This is a genomic window from Devosia rhodophyticola (genome assembly GCF_028816475.1).
Lineage (GTDB): Bacteria > Pseudomonadota > Alphaproteobacteria > Rhizobiales > Devosiaceae > Devosia > Devosia rhodophyticola.
Genome location: NZ_CP118247.1, coordinates 2834085 through 2852733, shown reverse-complemented (window position 1 = coordinate 2852733; position 18649 = coordinate 2834085). Strand labels below are relative to the sequence as shown.

Genomic DNA, 18649 nt, shown 5'->3' with positions numbered 1-18649 from the left:
GCTGGGAGCAGCAACATTGCAGCAGCGACCCAACGGGTCTGAGCGACCCGGCGCTGTTCAACGGCAATGGCTATGGCGCGGTTGCGCTGCATGACGAAAATCCAGTTACCCCCCAATAATGCGCGGCTTTTGATCTAAGCGCAAGACCAAGCTGCCCAATTTCGTCTATTGATTTAGTTGAACGCCAGCACAGCGGCCAGAATTACCCCTGCAAACGCCACAGCCGTTACCTTGTGCGCCATGGCAGCACGCGACTCGGCTGCGTGATCCCCCGCCTGTGCTTTTTTCTCGCTGGCATCGCCCATTCCGATGCTGACCAGCATGACCACGATCAAGGCCATCTTCACCCAGAACCAGATGCCGACGCCACCAAGCCCGCCAAATTTCAACCAAAGCGCCAGCGGGCCGGTTACCAGTAGCGTGACCATCGCAATTTTGCCCACACTGGCCATTTGAGTAAGGACGCCAAAATAGGCCGCCCGCTGTTCGGGCGAAGCGCCATGCAGACGCGCCCCAATAATCGGTCCGGCCACCGAATTTGAACCTCCGGCAACAAACGCGATAATATGCACCCAGATTACCAAGTGAATCAGAACGTCCATTTATGCCCCCATTGCGCCGTGCATCAAATATAGCACCCGCCCCTGAGAGTAACTACGTCAATCCAGCATCAGCCGCCCTTCTCCAACGATAATGGCATGGCCACCGATAGCGCCATGGTCAAGGACATCATTCTTCTTGCGCATCTGGATTTCTATTCGACACAACCGCCCCATTTCCTGTCCCTGACGCAGCATCAGATCGACTTGTCCATCGGCCGTGGTTTCGTGGGCCGCCAACAGGCCGATCAGGGCAGCGGCGGCCGAACCAGTACCCGGATCCTCCGACATGCCCATGCCCGGGGAAAACATGCGCGCCGCAAGGTCGGTATTGGGCTCATCTGGGGTCTGGGTGAACACATAAACCGACTGCCGCCCATGCGGAAATGCCTGCCCCCATACCCCGTAATTGCGTTCGATCCGCGCCAGAACGCCTGCGTCACGCACTGGCACCAGATGAAATATGTTACCAGCCGAATAGACCGCGGGCTTAAACGGTCCACACCCGACCTCGTCGGCATCGATCCCCAGCGCCAGCGCGATGGCAAAGCGGTCCGCTGCTGGAGCAACCTGTTCGGGCAATCGCGGCAGGGTGAAACGCGCCTCTCCGCTCTGCTTGTCGACGCGTTCAAATAGTGCCGTGATCAAGCCGATCTTTTCCTCGATCCGCACCGCGTTCGCCTTGTTTGCCAGCCCCAGCACAACGGCCGCGCCAATTGTGGGATGCCCGGCAAATGGCAATTCCTGACTGGGCGTAAAAATCCGGACCGCTGCACTGTTACGCTCAACCGCAGGCTTTTGCAGAAACACCGTTTCGCTCAAATTGAATTCCTGAGCGACTGCCTGCATCTGCTTGTCGCGCAGGCCATCGGCATGCAGCACCACGGCCAGCGGATTGCCCTGCAATCTCTCCCGGGTGAACACATCGAGCAACAAATAATCCAACGCCATCGCCACCTCCCTTGCTTGCCCGGCCTATTCCGGCGCCAGACGATGCTCGGCAGCGTCCTTGCCCAGCAATTGGCAAAGCGCCGCAACCACCACATTATGGTCTCCTCGGCTAGGCAAACCCGAAATCGTCACGCTACCAATGATACCCGCGCCTTTGACCCGGATTGGAAAACCACCACCCGCCGCGACGAAATCGGCTGGATCCGCACCCGAAATTGGCGGCAAGAGCCCAACCTCATCTCTTTCCAGAAAAAGCCGATAGCTGGCCCTGTGGTAGCGCCGCACAGAGTTGATCTTGCGGCGTACCCATTCCGAATTATCAGCGCTTGTCCCTGGCATCGCCGCAAAAAACATCTGCCGATCCCAAGTGCGCACATCCATGACAAAACTGAGGTTGTCATCCACCGCCCGGCGATACAGCAATCCGCCTAGTTCGAACGCGACATGCTCGTCAAAATTAGTGAATTCCAGCGCCTGCTCCTGCGCAATGATCCCGGCGATATCGTCAGCTTTGCTCATGCAACCATTTCCCTTTTGTTATTGTGTTACCGCCAATCGGGCAAAAAGAAAGGGGCCGAGGCCCCTTTCAATCGAATAAGCGTGGCGAAAGGACTAGTTCTTTTCCTTGTCCACCAGTGCGCCGGCCTTGATCCAGGGCATCATGTCGCGCAGCTTGGTGCCAACTTCTTCAATACCATGTTCGTCAGCCAGACGACGGGTCGCCTTGAAGCGGGCGCCGCCTGCCTTGATTTCCTGCATCCATTCGGCAGTGAACTTGCCCGACTGAATGTCGTGCAACACGCGCTTCATTTCCGCCTTGGTCTCGGACGTGATGATACGTGGACCAGTAACATATTCGCCCCACTCAGCGGTGTTGGAGATCGAATAGTTCATGTTGGCGATGCCACCCTGATAGATCAGGTCAACGATCAGCTTCACTTCGTGCAGGCACTCGAAATAGGCCATCTCCGGCGCATAACCAGCTTCAACCAGCGTTTCAAAACCCGCGCGGATCAATTCGACCAGTCCGCCGCAAAGTACAGCCTGCTCGCCGAACAGATCGGTTTCGCACTCTTCACGAAAATTGGTTTCGATGACGCCTGACCGGCCGCCACCTACGCCCGACGCATAAGCCAGCGCTATATCATGGGCATTGCCCGATGGGTCCTGATGCACAGCAATCAGGCAAGGGACGCCACCACCCTTCTGATATTCGCCGCGCACGGTGTGGCCCGGGCCCTTTGGCGCGATCATGATCACATCGACCGAAGCCTTTGGCTCGATAAGGTTGAAATGCACGTTCAGACCATGGGCAAATGCCAGCGCCGCGCCATCACGGATATTGGGCTCGATATGCTCCTTGTAGATATCGGCCTGCAATTCGTCGGGCGTCAGCATCATGATGACGTCGGCCCACTTGGAAGCGTCGGCAACGCTCATCACCTTGAGCCCCTCGCCCTCGGCCTTCTTGGCCGAAGGGGAACCGGGACGCAGCGCTACCACCACATCGGTAACGCCCGAGTCACGCAGGTTCAACACATGGGCATGGCCCTGCGAACCGTAGCCGACGATGGCCACTTTCTTCGACTTGATGATGTTCAGATCAGCGTCACGATCATAATAAACGCGCATTGGAATTTTCCCTGTTATTGCGTTGCCGAATACCCGTAAAGGGCAAAGAAATGGTCGGTTGCCTGCTTGGCATCCGCCTCGATATTGGTTTGCTTTAGCGTTTTGTCGCCAAGCAGCAAACGAATTTGAACATCACGCACCACCAGCCCGAAAAAGGTCCGATAGGCTTCCTCGCTGCTCGCAAAGCGCAACAGACGCGCATCGCGCCCGGCTTCCAGAATGGGCTTGAGCCGCCGCCGAATGGTCAGAGGGCCATTTTCGAGCACAATCGTGCCCAGACTGTCTTTTTCCTGCGCCGCGTGGGTCACAGCAGTCCGATTGAGCGTCACCGAGATTTCCCCGATCAGAACCGAAAGCAGGTCCCGCGCGAACTGCTCGACGCTTTCGCGCAACGAACTCAAATTCAACCCGGTCCGGTTGACCTGCGGCATCCGAACCTTGGCCGCCTGCCATTGCACAGTCGCGGTCAACAGCCCGTCGCGATCACCGAACCATTTGTAGAGCGTTTCCTTGGAGCACGACGCACGCCGCGCCACCGCCGTCATGGTTAGCCCATCGCCATTTTCTACCAACAAATCAAGCGCCGCCGTCAGCACTGCCTGCTGTCGGGGGGTGAAGCTCTCTTCGTCGATCTTGATGGCCAGCGCCACGGGCGGTCTCCTCACGTCCCGATAGCCGTACCGTACCGTACGGTTCGGCGCAAGGGCCAACTGAGCGAACTTTCAACCCTGTTGCTCAGCCACAACGACCGACAATCAGGCGACCAGATGCGCCAAATGACCACAGAACAGAAAATTTTCCTTATATCGGCACTTGCCGATGAAGCGGAAAGAACCCAAGTTGCATCAATTGCTTCCAGTCAAGATGAGTCCACAATGTCCAAACTGTTTTCGCCCCTAACCCTGCGTGACCTGACCCTGCGCAATCGCACTGTGGTTGCCCCCATGTGTCAATATTCTTCGGTCGATGGGTCGGCCAACGATTGGCACTTTGCCAATCTGGCGCGGTTCGGCATGGGCGGCTTTGGTCTGGTGATCGTTGAAGCCAGTGGCGTAACCCCTGAAGGACGGATTTCCTATGGCGATATGGGTATCTGGAAAGACGAACACATCGCCCCTCTCAAGCGCATTGTCGATTTTCTGCACACCCAGAACGCAGCCGCTGGCATCCAGTTGGCGCACGCCGGCCGCAAGGCCTCAACCCCAATCGGCTGGCGCCACGGCTTCGACGAAACCGAAGACGAAAAATCCAGCCACGGATTTCAAAGTTGGACTCCGGTCGCGCCGAGCGCCCTCATTCACGCTGAAAACAGCAGCTTCACAACGCCAACGGCGCTTGATGACGCCGGGATAAGAAACATCATCGCAGCATTCACCGATGCCGCAAGGCGCGCCGACGAGGCCGGTTTTGATGTTGTCGAAGTCCATGCCGCCCATGGATATTTGCTCAATCAGTTCCTGTCTCCGCTGGCCAACAAGCGAACAGACAACTATGGCGGAAGCCGCGAAAACCGCATGCGCCTGCCCCTCGAAGTTGTCGAATCTGTCCGCGCGGTCTGGCCTGCCCGCAAGCCACTGTTCGTGCGCATTTCGGTCAGCGACAATGCCGACGCCGCAGGCGGCTGGCAGGTCGAGGATAGTGTGGTTTTTGCCAGGGAACTCAAAGCCCGTGGTGTCGACATGATTGATTGCTCGAGCGGCGGCTTTGCTGAAGGCAAGATCAAGCCCGAGCCACACTATCAGGTCGCCTTTGCCAAGGCGGTCCGCGACGGTGCCGACATCGCCACCACCGCCGTCGGCTTGATCCGCGATCCCAAGGATGCAGAAGCCGTCATTGCCAGCGGCGAAGCCGATCTGGTTGCTTTGGCACGCGGCGCACTCGAAAATCCGAACTGGGCGGTGCATGCCCAGTTGGAACTTCAGCCCGAGGACAAGGATTATTCGCTTTGGCCGGTGCAGGCTGCCGGTCGCATTCGTGACCGCGACAAGGTTTTGCACCAGCGGGGCTTTGCGACTCTCTAGTTGAGAAAAAGCCGATAAAGCCGTGAAACTGCCACGGCTTTATCCTAAAAACACCGCAATGTGCAGCGCACTCTTGTAACTGCACTAGGGCATCGCCAAATCGATGATGCAAGAGGAGAGGCGCGCATGGATACCAAGGCCGCAGTATTAGCTTTGATGAGTGTTTGGGGTGTTGGCATTTGTGCGCCAGTGCCCGCCGTTGCCCGCGACTCTGGCGAAAAAATGGACATCGCTGACGACGCTGCCACCGACAACCTGTTGCTCAACCGCGTCTGGGTACGCACCGATACCGACGATGGCCAGCCTGGCACCATGCAGATATTTCTGGCCGACGGCACGCTGGTGAGTGACAGTTGCTGGGAAACCTATCGCTTGTCGATCTGGCAACAGGTCTCAAAAACCGCCATCAGCTGGGACGAAGACGGGGTCACCATCAACGCCGACATCGCCGCCCTCAGTAGCAGCGAGCTGGTACTGAAACTCGATCTTGGCCGTGAGGTGCAGGAACAGCATTTTACCGCCGCCAGCACTCCCTATCTCTGCCCCGACGTTCCCAAATAACTGCCGCTACAGCAGCAATTGCGTGCCGATTTCCACCACGCGTCCGGTGGGAATATGGAAATATTCGGTCGCGTCACTGGCATTCTTGGCCAGCGCGGTAAACAGCTTGTCCTGCCAATAGCGAATGATGCCATTTTTCTGGCCCGGCTTGAGCGAACGACGCGACAGGAAAAATGACGTCGACATGATGTCAAATTTCCAACCCAGTTTCCGCCCCAGCGCCAACGCCTTGGGAATATTGGGGCTTTCCACAAAGCCAAACGTCACGATCACCCGGCTGAACAATTCATTATAGGTCTCGATCGTGACCTTCTCGTCGTCCGCCACGATCGGTGAAGCCGAGGTTCGAACGGTCAGAATGACATTCTGCTCGTGCAGGACCTTATAGTGCTTGAGGCTATGCAAGAGAGCGGTTGGCGCCCCTTCAATGTCGCTGGTCAAAAATACCGCCGTTCCGGGCACAATGGTGGGTTGCTTGCGCGAGAGATTATCGACAAGAAACTGCAAAGGCACTTCATCCCTGCGGGTCTTTTCAGCCAGCCGTCGCCGACCGCCCATCCACGTGACCATAACCGTGATCAGCATGCACGCGACCAACGCCGGCACCCAACCACCTTGGGCAAATTTTGCCGAATTGGCGACGAAAAAGCCAACATCAATCAATATCAACGGCGTCACCACGGCAAGCGCGGCGCCAACGCGCCAGCCCCAGATTTTCCACATCACGATAAACAGCAACACGCTGGTCACGACCATTTCACCGGTCACCGCGATACCATAGGCCGCCGACAGCGCGCTCGAACTGCGGAACCCCAGCACCAATAGCAGCACCGAAACCAGCAGCATCGAATTAACCTGCGGCATATAGATCTGCCCGCTCTGGGTTTCCGAGGTGTGCAGTACATGCAAACGCGGCAACAAATTGAGGTTGATCCCCTGCCGCGCCAGCGAATAGGCGCCCGAAATCACAGCCTGACTGGCAATCACCGTGGCCATAGTCGCCAGAATCACCACCGGTAGCTGGGCCCACTCCGGCTGCATCAGAAAGAACGGGTTTTCTGCCGCCCTGAAATTGCGCAAAACAAAGGCACCCTGCCCAAAATAATTCAGCAACAGGCACGGAAACACGAACACCAGCCAGGCAAAAATGATCGGGCGGCGCCCAAAATGCCCCAGATCAACATAAAGTGCCTCAGCGCCGGTCACCGCCAAAAAGACCGCGCCAAGCACCAGAAGCGAAATGCTGAGATGGCTAAAAATAAAGCTCAACCCATGCCATGGATTAAGCGCCCAAAGCACCTCCGGGGCTTCAAATATATGCACGATGCCCGATAGGCCCAGCACCAGAAACCAGATCGCCGTGATCGGGCCGAAAACCGCCGCCACCTTGCCGGTACCAAAACGCTGCACCATGAACAGAACAATCAGGATCACAACGGTCAAAGGCACCACCCAAAGGGTCAGGCGCGGCTCGACAACTTCAAGACCTTCGACGGCCGACAACACCGAGATTGCCGGGGTAATGATGGCATCGCCGAAAAATAGTGCGGCGCCCACTACGCCCACATAGAGCACCCACGCAGGACTGCCTGTTAGCGCCCGTCGCGCCAGACTCATCAGCGACAGCGTGCCCCCCTCGCCATTATTGTCAGCCCGCAGCACGAAGCCAACATATTTGGTCGAAACCACGATGGCCAACGCCCAGAATATCAGCGACAGCAACCCCAGCACGTCCGATGCCAGCGGCAATCTGTGTTCCACCCCACCCGTAGTCGCGTGCAGCGCCTCACGAAACGCGTAAAGCGGGCTGGTGCCGATATCGCCGAAAACCACGCCGAGTGCGCCAAGGAGCAACACGGGAAAATTATCGGTTTTGTGGCTGGATGATTCGCTTGCGTCGATGCCGACTGGTTCGTCGGTCGCACTGGTCTGCGTCATAAACCTTGCGCTCTTTTTGGTCAAAGGCGCGCGGGTTCTACACCCGACACGATCTGCATACAACACCCTAGGCCGAGATTGGTTCGACCCGGAATTAAAGTGACCGCCCCCGAGGGAGCGGCCAAATCAGTTTGCATGGCATCGAATAGTGCTTTGAAGGTCTGACGGCGCCCTATTCGGCGGCTTCAGCGACCTGGTCTTCTTCTCGCGCCGATTTGGTTGCGTTGACCCACCAGGTCAACTGGTCAAGCATGTCGCGCGCGCCACCAACTAGATGGTCGGCGATGGCGGAGATCGGCTCGTTCTTGCCCATGGGGTGCACAGTCATGAAATCGCCGCCCGCGATATGGACCGCCGAGCGCACCGGCACCATCTGCAGTTCAATGGCGATCGTGCGCAAATGTTCAGCCGCCCGCGCGGCACCCAAGGCACCGTAGCCAACAATGGCCACTGGCTTGCGATTCCATTCCTTGTAGGCCTGATCCAGTGCGTTCTTTAACGCGCCGGTGATCGAGCGATTATATTCAGCGACTACAAAGATATAGCCGTCATATTCGCCGATCTTGTTCTGCCAGGCAACAGCGCGTGGGTCCGACGATGGCATCCACAAATTGGACGCGGCTTCGTTGAAGAACGGCAGATCAAAGTCTTTGAGATCAACCAGCTCGACGTCCAGTTCCGGGCGTTGCTGGGCTATTTCCAGGATCCATTGCGCTGGCTTGTCGGCAAACCGCGTGCCGCGGGTCGATGAGATGATGATGGCTATTTTTGGCTTGGACATTTCGCTCTCCAGATTGGCAATCTCAGGAGCAAAACTCCTTGAGATATTCCCGCACGATCTTCCGTGCCAAACGCAGGAACAAATCGTAACTGGGGCTATATATGTGCCCGTCCTAAACGCGCACAAGGAGGCACATAGCCGTCGCCCGGCCACAGCGCCGACCCTAGGGCACAAAAATGTAAGTATTTATAAATTAAGTGTTTTTGGTCTATTTGGCTGTCAGAGCTGGCGCTCAATCGCAGATTTGCGCAATCGCAAACAAACTGTTCGACAACACTGATCAGTCGGCTTGCCTAGTCAGCGCCGTCCGCGAGCACAGCGCGGTATTGGCGGACCGCCTCGGCGAATCCCACGATCAGCGCATCGGCGGTTATCCCGTGACCGATTGAAACCTCGTCGACCCCCAAAACGGCTTCCTGGAAGGCTGGCAAATTGGCCAGTGTCAGATCGTGGCCCGCGTTGACCCCCATCCCCGCCGCCTTGGCCGCTCCTGTGGTATCGGCCAACGCCGCCAGTTCTTGCCCCGCCCGCGCGGCATCGTCAAAACAGCCGCCATAGGGCCCGGTATAGAGTTCCACCCGATCCGCCCCGGTCGCCTTGGCCAGTTCGATCCCCGTCGCGCCAGCATCAGGGTCGCAAAACAGCGAAATCCGTCGCCCCGGTTGCTTCAGTTTTTGCACCACCGACGTCAAAAAATTTCCCTTGCCGCGAAAATCCCAACCGTGGTCCGACGTTGCTTGGCTCGGATCATCGGGCACCAGCGTGACCTGATGCGGATTAACCTCTTCGATCAGCGACAGAAAATCGTCACTGGGATAGCCCTCGATATTATATTCCGCCGCCGGATATTCCTGCGCCAGAAGGTCTGCCAGATCATGCACATCATGGCGCCGGATGTGACGCTCGTCCGGACGTGGATGGATGGTCACCCCCGACGCCCCCGCATCCAGCACGATACGCGCCAAGCCCACAACGCTGGGCCAGGGCAAATCGCGGCGATTGCGCAATTGAGCCACCGCATTGAGATTGACGGATAATAGGGTCATGGCAAAAGCTCCAGCGGCAGCAAAGCCGCTCTTGAACAAGGTAACGGACGGCTAGCGCGTGCTATCCCGCCCGTCCAGAAAGCGTCAAGTCGACCTACATGCCCTCTTGGCCACGCGAAATGGCTGCAAGCCCGGTCCGCACCACTTCCACCAGCCCCAACGGCGCCATCAGGGCAATGAAGCTGTCGATTTTTGAGGGCTTGCCGGTAACCTCAAACACAAAGCTCTCGACCGTCGCATCAACAATTTGCGCCCGGAATGCATCCGCCAGCCGCAAAGTTTCCGCCCGGTTTTCGCCGGTACCAGCAACCTTGATCAGCGCCAGTTCCCGCTCCAGCGCCGTGCCTTCAGCAGTCAGATCATGCACCCTGTGCACCGGCACCAGGCGTTCCAGTTGCAGTTTGATCTGCACCAGCGTTTTCGGTGTCGCCACCACCACAACAGTGATGCGACTAAGTCGCTTGTCGTGTTCGGTCTCGCTGACGGTCAAACTGTCAATATTATAGCCGCGTGCGGAAAACAGTCCCACCACGCGAGCGAGAATACCTGGTTCATTGTCCACCAGCACCGAAAGAGTGTGCTTTTCGGTTTCCTGGGTTTCCTTGGTCAGAAAATAGGCCGATCCGGTCGGCATCAAATTTGCATTCATGATCGTGTCCTCAAGCCTGGCCTAAACCAGCGCCCGCCCCTTTTCGTCAATGATCGAGCCAATGTTGGCGGTGTCAGGCAAAATCATCTCATTGTGCGGCTTGCCAGACGGAATCATCGGCAGGCAGTTCTCATCCTTTTCAACAAGGCAATCGAACAACACCGGGCCGTCGTAATCGATCATTTCAGCAATGGCTGCGTCCAGCTTGGCTGGATCGGAACATCGAATGCCCTTGCCGCCGTAGGCCTCGGCCAGTTTGACGAAATCGGGCAGCGACTGCGAATATGAATGAGCGTAGCGCGAACCATGCAACAGGTCCTGCCATTGGCGCACCATGCCCATGCGCTCATTGTTCAAAATGAAAATCTTGACTGGCAGGCCATATTGCACCGCTGTCGACATTTCCTGCATCGTCATCTGAACGCTAGCTTCCCCGGCAATGTCGATGACCAGCGCGTCGGGGTGGGCGACCTGCACGCCGACTGACGCCGGCAGGCCATAACCCATGGTCCCCAAGCCACCCGAAGTCATCCAGCGATTGGGTTTTTCAAAATGAAAATGTTGCGCCGCCCACATCTGGTGCTGGCCCACTTCGGTCGTGATATAGACATCACGATCTCTGGTGGCTTCATAAAGCCGTGCAATCGCGTGCTGCGGCTTGATCACTGTTTCCGAATTCTTGAAACCCAGCGAATTGACGCCGCGCCACTTTTCAATCTGCTTCCACCATGGCGCGATTGCTTCGCTGCGCGGCTGATTGGTTTTGCTGCGATAAATGCGGATCATTTCTTCCAGCACGCGCCCGCAATCGCCGATGATCGGCACATCGACCCGAACAACCTTGTTGATTGAGGAAGGATCGATATCGACATGCACTTTGCGCGAATTGGGCGAGAATGCATCGATGCGCCCGGTAATGCGGTCGTCGAAACGCGCCCCGATATTGATCATCAGATCGCAATCATGCATTGCCAGATTGGCTTCGTAGGTCCCGTGCATGCCCAACATGCCCAGCCACTGCGGGTTTGACGCTGGAAATGCCCCCAGCCCCATTAGCGTCGAGGTCACCGGAAAGCCGGTCAATTCAGCCAGTTCACGCAGATGCTCGGAAGCTTCTGGCCCGGCGTTGATAACGCCGCCGCCGGTGTAAAACACCGGCCGCTCGGCACGCAACATCAGGTCAACCGCCGCTTCGATCGCGGCGTGATCACCATCCATGCGCGGGCGATAGCTGGCATGGCGCAAATTATCGAGGTCCGGCTTGGTGTAATCGCCCAACGCAAACTGCACGTCCTTGGGAATATCGACAACCACCGGACCGGGGCGGCCTGTCGTCGCGATCAAAAACGCCTCATGCATGATGCGCGGCAGGTCTGCGACATTCTTGACCAGATAATTGTGCTTGGTGCAGCTGCGGGTAATCCCGACAGTGTCGCATTCCTGGAATCCATCCGTACCGATCAGCGTTGTCGGCACTTGCGCTGTAATACAAACCAGCGGGATCGAATCCATCAGCGCGTCGGTCAGCCCGGTAACAGCATTCGTCGCGCCGGGGCCGGAGGTAACCAGAACAACCCCGGCCTTGCCAGTTGACCGCGCATAGCCTTCAGCCATGTGCGTTGCGCCCTGCTCATGGCGAACCAGAATGTGCTGGACCGTATCCTGCTGGAAAATTGCATCATAGATCGGTAGGGCCGCGCCACCGGGATAGCCAAAGATGTGCTCGACGCCCTGATCGACAAGTGCCTGCACCACCATTTCGGCGCCCGTTATCTGGTTATCCTGGCTGGTCTGCTCCGTCATCGTCTCGGTCCTTCTTCTTCACCCCGCCCAGTCAGGCTTTTGGGGCTGCCATATCGGCTTTTCTGGTCCATTGCGCCCTTTTGTCCGCATTCGAGGAAAAAAGGCAATAAAAAAGGCCCCTTTCGGGACCTGTGTTCGGCGCATCAGCAAGCTCGCGGGGACTTACCCCACGGTGCCAATGCGCAATCTTACCACGAGAATAGCTTTCCGCACGGGACCTCTCCTAAAACTTACTGACTTAGAAATAAGGGAATCGGGCCGATCAAGTCAAGCAACAATCCTCCGGTACGACCATATCCGCGCCCGACAAAAACAAAAAAGGCCCCTTACGGGGCCTCTCTCGTCATCGCGCAAGCGCGAAATTCTTAGCTGAGCAGGGTCAGGTTCGTTGCCGAAACCTTGCCGTCACGGCCGGTTTCGAGTTCGTACGACACCTTGTCGCCTTCATACAGGCCCTGCAGGCCCGAACGCTGAACAGCGGAGATGTGCACGAATGCGTCCTTTTCACCATTTTCTGGCGAAATGAAGCCGAAGCCCTTGGTGGTATTGAAGAATTTCACGGTACCATTGATGCTGGCCATTAACGTAGTCCTCTTAACGAGTGGTCGCCGCATTGTGCGGCTAAGGGTTGAAAACCGGACGGTAATCCGGGCCTAACGATTCACAGATCAGGAGGTAGCCAAGCTTTCCGGCATAGCCGGTCGATCAGATAGCGCAAGACAAGTGTAAACGTGTAGCCGATTATATGGCCGTTTCCGACTCGAATTTCAAGACAAATTACCGCACTTACAAAAAACACCCGATCCCGGAGCATGCCCGGAACCGGATGTCAAAACGCCTTTCGGCGACTGGTCATGGGTTCTCACGACCGTTTTAATTTAGCCACGTGGGCAAGAATCGACATAGCGCGTGCCATTGCGACGCTCGTAAACGCAACGGTTGTTGCTGCCTTCAACCCGGCCAATCATGTTGCCCGCAGCAGCGCCGACCACGCCACCAACACCAGCACCAACGACAGTGCCAAGCACCGAGCCTGTGGTAGCTGCGCCAATAACTGCGCCTGCCCCAGCACCGACTGCGGCACCTTTTTCAGTAGCGGTACAGGCCGCCAGTGTTAAAATGGTAGCTGCGACGATCAATATCTTATGCATAGTTACCCTCCAAAAAGCCGATGTCGTATAAATGCAGAAACTCGACGTCAGTTCCATTGCAATTCTAACCAAATTTTAACTTTTGTATATTCATTCCGTGGCTTGGCCCGCAATCGCGCCCAAAACCACCAACGCCCAGCCCCCGATCATCGCCACCCCGCCGACCGGCGCGGCCAGCGGCAATGGTGCCACCCCAAGCCCCTGCCGGAGCGCCAAATCGCTCACAAAGACCAGCGTGCCCAAGACCAGCAGCAACGCTGCAGCGCCAAACCAACGACTGCGCACCCCATGTAGACCAAGTGCGAGAAGGGCTGGCCCATGCGCGAGGCAGATCACCGAAATGGCCGCAAGGTCACGCACATTGGTGCCATGAGAGGCTCCCGCCCCGCTCATCACACCAACGGCGCCGAATACCCCCCGGCAGCAACGATCAGACGGGCAAATCCTGAAAGGTTCATTCGCAATTCTCCTTGCCATGTTGCCTACGATATGCGGCGCGTTACGGAAAGGCTTCCCGCCCCTCAATCGTTTTGCTAGGGGTGTCGGGCGAGTAGGATTTTGATATGGATAAGACGACAACGGCGGCGCCCAGCGCGGCCGCACTGGCGGCTGGCAGACGGGCTGGCTGGCTACGCGAATTGCGCGAAACATTTACGCTGGCCTGGCCACTTGTCATTGCCCAGGTCGCCCAGAATGCGCTGATTACCACTGATGTGATCATGATGGGCTGGCTGGGGCCGAAGCAATTGGCCGCCGGCACGCTGGCCTCGACCTTCATCATGCCCTTTCTGGTCGGCGCCGTTGGCCTTATCAGCGCCATTGCACCGCTCGTCGCTCAGGCGCGCGGTGCCCGCAACATTCGCGCCGTCCGCCGCATCGTCCGTCAGGGATTTTGGGCAACCATCATTTTGAGCGCCTTGTTGATTCCGCTCATCCTGCAGGTCAAACCGATCTTCCTGTTTTTGGGCCAAAATCCGGAAACCACCATGCTGGCCGAGCAATATATTCAGATCGGCGTGGCCATGTTCATTCCGGGGCTCGCGGTGGTCGTGTTGCGCTCGATGCTGTCGGCCTTCAATACCACCCGCATTATTCTGGTGCTGACCCTGGCCGCAGTCGTCGTCAACGCCATCGGCGATTATTTGCTGATGTTTGGCGTATTCGGCCTACCACGCCTCGAATTGCGTGGGGCGGCCATCGCAACCGTCGTCACCAATCTGTTTATGTTCGTGGTCTTTTTGGCCTATGTGCTCAATCACAAGCGCTTCCGACGCTTCCATATTCTATGGAATTTCTGGAAGCCCGACTGGCATCATCTGGCCCAGATTTTCCGCATAGGCACCCCAATCGGCATGACGGTACTGGCCGAAGTTGGCCTGTTTACTGCCGCTGCCCTGCTGATGGGGTTGATCGGCACCAACGAAATTGCCGCCCACGCCATCGCGATGCAATCGGCCTCAATGGCATTCATGGTGCCCCTTGGCCTTGGTGTTGCCTGCACCGTTCGTGTCGGATACGCCTATGGGCGCGGCGACGATGAAGGAGTTCGCAAAGCTGGCTGGACCGCGCTGGGCTTGAGCACCGCCTTCATGACGGTGAGCTGCATTACCTTCATTCTGGGCGCCCCATTAATCGTCACCATATTCCTTGACCCTGACCGCGCTGCCAATACCGACGCATTGCGCCTGGGTGCAAGCTATCTGGTTGTGGCCGGGTTGTTCCAGCTGGTCGACGGCGCCCAAGTGGTCGCGGCCCACGCGCTGCGCGGCCTGAGCGACACAAAGGTGCCGATGCTTGTTGCCATCGTCAGCTATTGGTTCATTGGCCTGCCCATTGCCTATGTCATGGGATTTACTTTCAATTTGCAGGGCGTCGGGATCTGGTTGGGACTGGCCGCAGGTCTGGCATTTGCGGCAATTGTACTGGTAATCAGATTTGCCATGCGCGAGCGACTGGGCTTGCTTCGGCGGACGCTATGAGGCGAGCGGATCGAGCCGGGGCCAATCACCCATGCGGTTGCGGAACCATGTCCGCTGCCGCTTGGCATATTGGTGGGTCGCCGTGATCGCCTGGCCGATCGCGTCGTCCGCCGAAAGCGTTCCGCTGAGCCAGGCCGAAATCTCGGGCACCCCGATGGCCTTCATCGCCGGCACGCGCAGATCGGGCGATAGCGCCAGTAACGCCTCAACCTCCTCAACCGCCCCACTCTCGAACATTTTTTCAAACCGCCGCGCGATGCGGTCCCGCAACACGTCTCGGTCCACCTCCAGCACCATGCGCTCAACAGAAATTTCATCGAGCAAACCTGCCTGCGGCGTATCCTGAAAGCTCGACAGCGTCCGTCCGGTCACGCGCTGTACCGCCAGAGCCCGGATCAATCGTTGCGGATCGACAACCTTTAGTCGCGATGCCGCAACCGGATCTACCGCCTCAAGCATTTTCCGCCGCCCGTCCGCATCCAGCGCTTGAATCTCTTGTTGAACTTCAAGCGCCACCGCCGCCGGAATTTCCGGAATTTCGGCGAATCCATTTGTCAGCGCATCGAAATAAAGCCCTGTTCCGCCTACAAAAATCAACGGTCGTCCCGCATCGGCCTCCATCACACCACGCACCGCCTCGAGCCACCGCCCGGTCGAATAGCGCGTCGTGGCCGGTACCGTGCCGTAAAGCCGGTGCGGCACCTGTGCCACCTCGTCGGTGCTTGGTCGTGCCGTCACAATGCACAACGTGTCATAAATCTGCATGGCATCGGTATTGACGATGACGCCATCAAGGCTTTGGGCCATCGACAGCGCCAGTGCCGACTTGCCGCTGGCAGTTGGACCCGCTATCAGAACCACGCGCCCGGCGCTTTCGCCCATCATTTATTCATCTCCCAGAGGCCTTTTCATGCCGGTTCTTTGCCTCATTGCCAATCCAGACGCCTCCGATCTCACCGTTGCTCTGGCCGCCAAGGTTCATAAGGCCACCGGCGGTGAATTGAACTGGCTCAATCATGCCATTGCCTGCGAGATCATCGAGCCGAAGTCAACCGAGGCGCTTGCCATTGCCCGCGATATTATCGCTGACGCCACAGTCGATGCCGCGCTGGTGCCATCTAAGAGGCGGCGTAAATCCCTGCTGATCGCCGATATGGATTCAACCATGATCAATCAGGAATGCATTGACGAACTCGCCGACGCGCTAGGCCTTAAGGAACAGGTCGCCGACATTACCGATCGTGCCATGCGCGGCGAATTGGACTTTGGCGCGGCGCTCGATACCCGCGTGGCCCTGCTCAAGGGACTGGAGCGGCAGGTCATCGAACAGGTGCGTCGTGAAAATATCACCCTGGCGCCCGGCGGTCGGGTGCTGGTCCAGACCATGAAGGCCTACGGCGCTTTTACTTCGCTGGTTTCAGGCGGCTTTACATTCTTTGCCGACTATTTTGGCAAGCGCATCGGCTTTGATGAAGCCATTGCCAATGTCCTTGAATTCGATGGCAGCCAGCTGACTGGCACCGTAACGAAGCCGATAGTCGACAAGGATACCAAACGCACTCGTCTGATGACGCTGGCCGAGGAGCGCAATCTGTCGCTCGACCAGACCCTGGCAGTCGGTGACGGCGCCAACGATCTGCCCATGCTGCAAACAGCGGGCATGGGCGTTGCGCTCCATGCCAAACCAAATGTTGCCGAACAGGCCGCCTACCGCATTGATCATGGCGATCTGACCGCCCTGCTCTATTTGCAGGGATACGCCGACGAGGACATGGTGCGTTGATTCTCGAAACCGAACGCCTGTTGCTTCGCCCCTGGCGGGACGAGGACCGCAACGCTTTTGCTGCCATCGTTGGCGATCCGCACGTCATGCGGTTCTATCCCAATACCCGCACCCGCGCCCAGGCTGACGCCTGGATGGACAAGATGATCACCACGCTCGCCAACAATACCGGCCGGTTTTTGGCCGCCGAACGCAAGGACGACGGCGCGCTGTTGGGATTGTTGGGAACCGCCAATATTGAATTTGACCTGCCCTCTGCCCCGCGTGTCGAAATCGGCTGGGTGCTGGGCAAGGACTATTGGGGTCAGGGCTATGCGCCCGAAGGGGCCCGCGCCGTTCTGGCTGACGCTTTTGAACGGCGCCGCCTGCCTGAAATTGTGGCCTTTACCGCGCGCATCAATCTGCCGAGCCAACGCGTCATGACCAAGATCGGTATGATCCGCGACCCGGCGGCCGATTTCGATCATCCCCGCATTCCGCTCAACCACCGGCTGCGTGCCCATGTGCTTTACCGGATCGCCGATCCCGGCCGATCCTAGGTCTGGCCGCGAACCACCCACAATAAAACCAGTCCGACAGCCGCCACAAATAGCGCCGTCAGACGTAATTGGGGCACTGGCAACGCCAAAAGACTTGCCAGTGCCCGCTTCATTTGTTCGGGAAAGGCTGCATAAAGCAGCCCTTCCACCATGATCGCCAGCGCAAGCGCGGCGAACAGATCACTCATTGCGCCGGTACGGCGACCGGTTCATCCGCCGGCACGACGGGGGCTGGTGTCGCCTCGGGCGCCGGTGTTGTCACACCAGGTGCACTGTCGGCAGGTACATCAGACGCAGTCGAACTGGCAGCATTGTCATTAGCGGCTTGCGTCGGGGTCGAAATCGGCAACGACCCGTCCGAACCAAAATAGCGGAAGAATTCGCTATCTGGTGACAGGACCATGCTGGTGCCGGTGCCAGTCAAAGCCGTGCGGTAGGCTTCCATGGAACGATAGAAATCAAAGAACTCCTGGTCCTTGCCATAGGCCGCCGCAAAGATCTTGTTGGTTTCGGCATCGCCTTCACCTCGAAGCACTTCGCTGTCGCGCGTTGCCGCCGCCACGATCTCGACTGACTGACGATCAGCAATAGCGCGCAGACTTTGCGCCTGTTCCTGACCACGGGCACGCAAGAGCGCGGCCTCAGCCAGACGTTCAGCCTTCATTCGATCAAAGGTCTGGGCCGAAACCTGCTGGGTCAGATCGGTGCGCAACACCCGAACATCAACAATGTCGATGCCCAGTTCCGCCATATCAGGACGGATAAGGTTACGGGCCTCGATCATCATCTGCGGACGCTGTTCAGAGAGCGCGGCATTGAATTCACGCAGACCATAGACCTGACGCAGGGCAGCGTCGAAACGCGTGCCGATACGCTGTTCAGCAATGCGCAATTCACCCAGTGCCTTTTCGCGGAACAGGCGCGCATCGGTGATTCTGTAGGTCAGAAAAGCATCTACCTCGTAGAATTTGCCGCCCGACACCTGCAGCGTCATGTTGGCAATGTCATAGCGCAGCAGACGCTTGTCGACCATTTGCACCGTGTCGATAATCGACGTCGGGATCTTGAAATAGAGTCCCGGATCCGACTTCACAGCGGTGATTTGGCCAAAGCGCATGACGATCGCCTGTTGCCGCGCATTGACGATATATATCGAGGAAAAGAACACATAGATGGCGGCCAGAACGACGACACCGGCAATAACAAGACGGTTCAT

The 18649-nt window shown here is 57.7% G+C and carries 21 protein-coding genes; 5 read left to right on the top strand and 16 right to left on the bottom strand.

What is annotated here, in order from left to right; translation table 11 throughout:
* Window positions 1-173: 173 nt before the first annotated feature.
* From PSQ90_RS13975 to PSQ90_RS13955, 5 genes are all read right to left on the bottom strand, one after another.
* Window positions 174-602: a hypothetical protein gene (locus PSQ90_RS13975; protein WP_282210898.1), complete on the bottom strand. Its 429-nt coding sequence runs from the start codon at window positions 600-602 to the stop codon at window positions 174-176.
* A 57-nt stretch (window positions 603-659) separates the two neighbouring features.
* Window positions 660-1550: a PhzF family phenazine biosynthesis protein gene (locus tag PSQ90_RS13970; protein ID WP_282210897.1), complete on the bottom strand. Its 891-nt coding sequence runs from the start codon at window positions 1548-1550 to the stop codon at window positions 660-662.
* Window positions 1551-1574: 24 nt separating this feature from the next.
* Window positions 1575-2069, bottom strand: coding sequence for a heme-degrading domain-containing protein (locus PSQ90_RS13965; protein ID WP_282210896.1), 495 nt, complete (start codon window positions 2067-2069; stop codon window positions 1575-1577).
* A gap of 93 nt (window positions 2070-2162) precedes the next feature.
* Window positions 2163-3182 (bottom strand): ketol-acid reductoisomerase, encoded by a 1020-nt coding sequence (gene ilvC / locus PSQ90_RS13960; protein ID WP_282210895.1) that lies wholly within the window; start codon window positions 3180-3182, stop codon window positions 2163-2165.
* A 14-nt stretch (window positions 3183-3196) separates the two neighbouring features.
* Window positions 3197-3832, bottom strand: coding sequence for a TetR/AcrR family transcriptional regulator (locus PSQ90_RS13955; protein ID WP_282210894.1), 636 nt, complete (start codon window positions 3830-3832; stop codon window positions 3197-3199).
* A 225-nt stretch (window positions 3833-4057) separates the two neighbouring features.
* Between PSQ90_RS13955 and PSQ90_RS13950 the strand changes: the two genes are divergently transcribed.
* Window positions 4058-5203, top strand: a complete 1146-nt coding sequence (locus PSQ90_RS13950) for an NADH:flavin oxidoreductase/NADH oxidase (protein ID WP_282210893.1) — start codon at window positions 4058-4060, stop codon at window positions 5201-5203.
* A gap of 126 nt (window positions 5204-5329) precedes the next feature.
* Entirely contained in the window at window positions 5330-5764 is a 435-nt protein-coding gene (locus PSQ90_RS13945; protein WP_282210892.1) for a hypothetical protein, read from the top strand.
* 6 nt (window positions 5765-5770) lie between these two features.
* On the opposite strand, the gene PSQ90_RS13940 is transcribed toward PSQ90_RS13945, so the two are convergent.
* The 8 genes from PSQ90_RS13940 to PSQ90_RS13905 all read right to left on the bottom strand — a co-directional run bounded on the left by PSQ90_RS13940 (window position 5771) and on the right by PSQ90_RS13905 (window position 13525).
* Window positions 5771-7702, bottom strand: coding sequence for a potassium transporter Kup (locus PSQ90_RS13940; protein ID WP_282210891.1), 1932 nt, complete (start codon window positions 7700-7702; stop codon window positions 5771-5773).
* Between the two features lie 172 nt (window positions 7703-7874).
* Entirely contained in the window at window positions 7875-8483 is a 609-nt protein-coding gene (locus PSQ90_RS13935) for an NADPH-dependent FMN reductase (protein ID WP_282210890.1), read from the bottom strand.
* Window positions 8484-8776: 293 nt separating this feature from the next.
* The gene (locus tag PSQ90_RS13930; RefSeq protein ID WP_282210889.1) at window positions 8777-9529 is read right to left on the bottom strand and encodes a pyridoxine 5'-phosphate synthase; all 753 of its coding nucleotides are present in this window, start codon (window positions 9527-9529) and stop codon (window positions 8777-8779) included.
* 94 nt (window positions 9530-9623) lie between these two features.
* Entirely contained in the window at window positions 9624-10178 is a 555-nt protein-coding gene (gene ilvN, locus PSQ90_RS13925; RefSeq protein WP_282210888.1) for an acetolactate synthase small subunit, read from the bottom strand.
* A gap of 21 nt (window positions 10179-10199) precedes the next feature.
* Window positions 10200-11981 (bottom strand): acetolactate synthase 3 large subunit, encoded by a 1782-nt coding sequence (locus PSQ90_RS13920; RefSeq protein WP_282210887.1) that lies wholly within the window; start codon window positions 11979-11981, stop codon window positions 10200-10202.
* A gap of 365 nt (window positions 11982-12346) precedes the next feature.
* Window positions 12347-12562 carry a cold-shock protein gene (locus tag PSQ90_RS13915; RefSeq protein ID WP_282210886.1) on the bottom strand — a complete coding sequence of 72 codons (216 nt, stop codon included), beginning with the start codon at window positions 12560-12562 and terminating at the stop codon, window positions 12347-12349.
* 297 nt (window positions 12563-12859) lie between these two features.
* Complete coding sequence (locus tag PSQ90_RS13910) at window positions 12860-13132, bottom strand: glycine zipper domain-containing protein (protein WP_282210885.1); 273 nt, start codon at window positions 13130-13132, stop codon at window positions 12860-12862.
* 90 nt (window positions 13133-13222) lie between these two features.
* Window positions 13223-13525: a DUF423 domain-containing protein gene (locus tag PSQ90_RS13905; RefSeq protein WP_282210884.1), complete on the bottom strand. Its 303-nt coding sequence runs from the start codon at window positions 13523-13525 to the stop codon at window positions 13223-13225.
* Between the two features lie 170 nt (window positions 13526-13695).
* On the opposite strand from PSQ90_RS13905, the gene PSQ90_RS13900 reads away from it, so the two are divergent.
* A complete protein-coding gene (locus PSQ90_RS13900) occupies window positions 13696-15111 on the top strand; it encodes an MATE family efflux transporter (RefSeq protein WP_282210883.1) in 1416 nt (471 codons plus the stop codon).
* Here the strand turns inward: PSQ90_RS13900 and miaA are convergent.
* Entirely contained in the window at window positions 15106-15996 is an 891-nt protein-coding gene (gene miaA / locus PSQ90_RS13895; RefSeq protein ID WP_282210882.1) for a tRNA (adenosine(37)-N6)-dimethylallyltransferase MiaA, read from the bottom strand. The two genes, PSQ90_RS13900 and miaA, sit on opposite strands and share 6 nt — an antisense overlap.
* A 25-nt stretch (window positions 15997-16021) precedes the next feature.
* On the opposite strand from miaA, the gene serB reads away from it, so the two are divergent.
* Window positions 16022-16894 carry a phosphoserine phosphatase SerB gene (serB, locus tag PSQ90_RS13890; RefSeq protein ID WP_282210881.1) on the top strand — a complete coding sequence of 291 codons (873 nt, stop codon included), beginning with the start codon at window positions 16022-16024 and terminating at the stop codon, window positions 16892-16894.
* Window positions 16891-17433 (top strand): GNAT family N-acetyltransferase, encoded by a 543-nt coding sequence (locus PSQ90_RS13885; RefSeq protein ID WP_282210880.1) that lies wholly within the window; start codon window positions 16891-16893, stop codon window positions 17431-17433. The genes serB and PSQ90_RS13885 overlap by 4 nt, the downstream gene beginning before the upstream one ends.
* Here the strand turns inward: PSQ90_RS13885 and PSQ90_RS13880 are convergent.
* Both PSQ90_RS13880 and PSQ90_RS13875 read right to left on the bottom strand, forming a co-directional pair.
* Window positions 17430-17621: a DUF2065 domain-containing protein gene (locus PSQ90_RS13880; protein WP_282210879.1), complete on the bottom strand. Its 192-nt coding sequence runs from the start codon at window positions 17619-17621 to the stop codon at window positions 17430-17432. The genes PSQ90_RS13885 and PSQ90_RS13880 overlap by 4 nt on opposite strands.
* Window positions 17618-18649, bottom strand: coding sequence for a protease modulator HflC (locus PSQ90_RS13875; RefSeq protein ID WP_282210878.1), 1032 nt, complete (start codon window positions 18647-18649; stop codon window positions 17618-17620). Before PSQ90_RS13875 ends, PSQ90_RS13880 begins: the two co-directional genes overlap by 4 nt.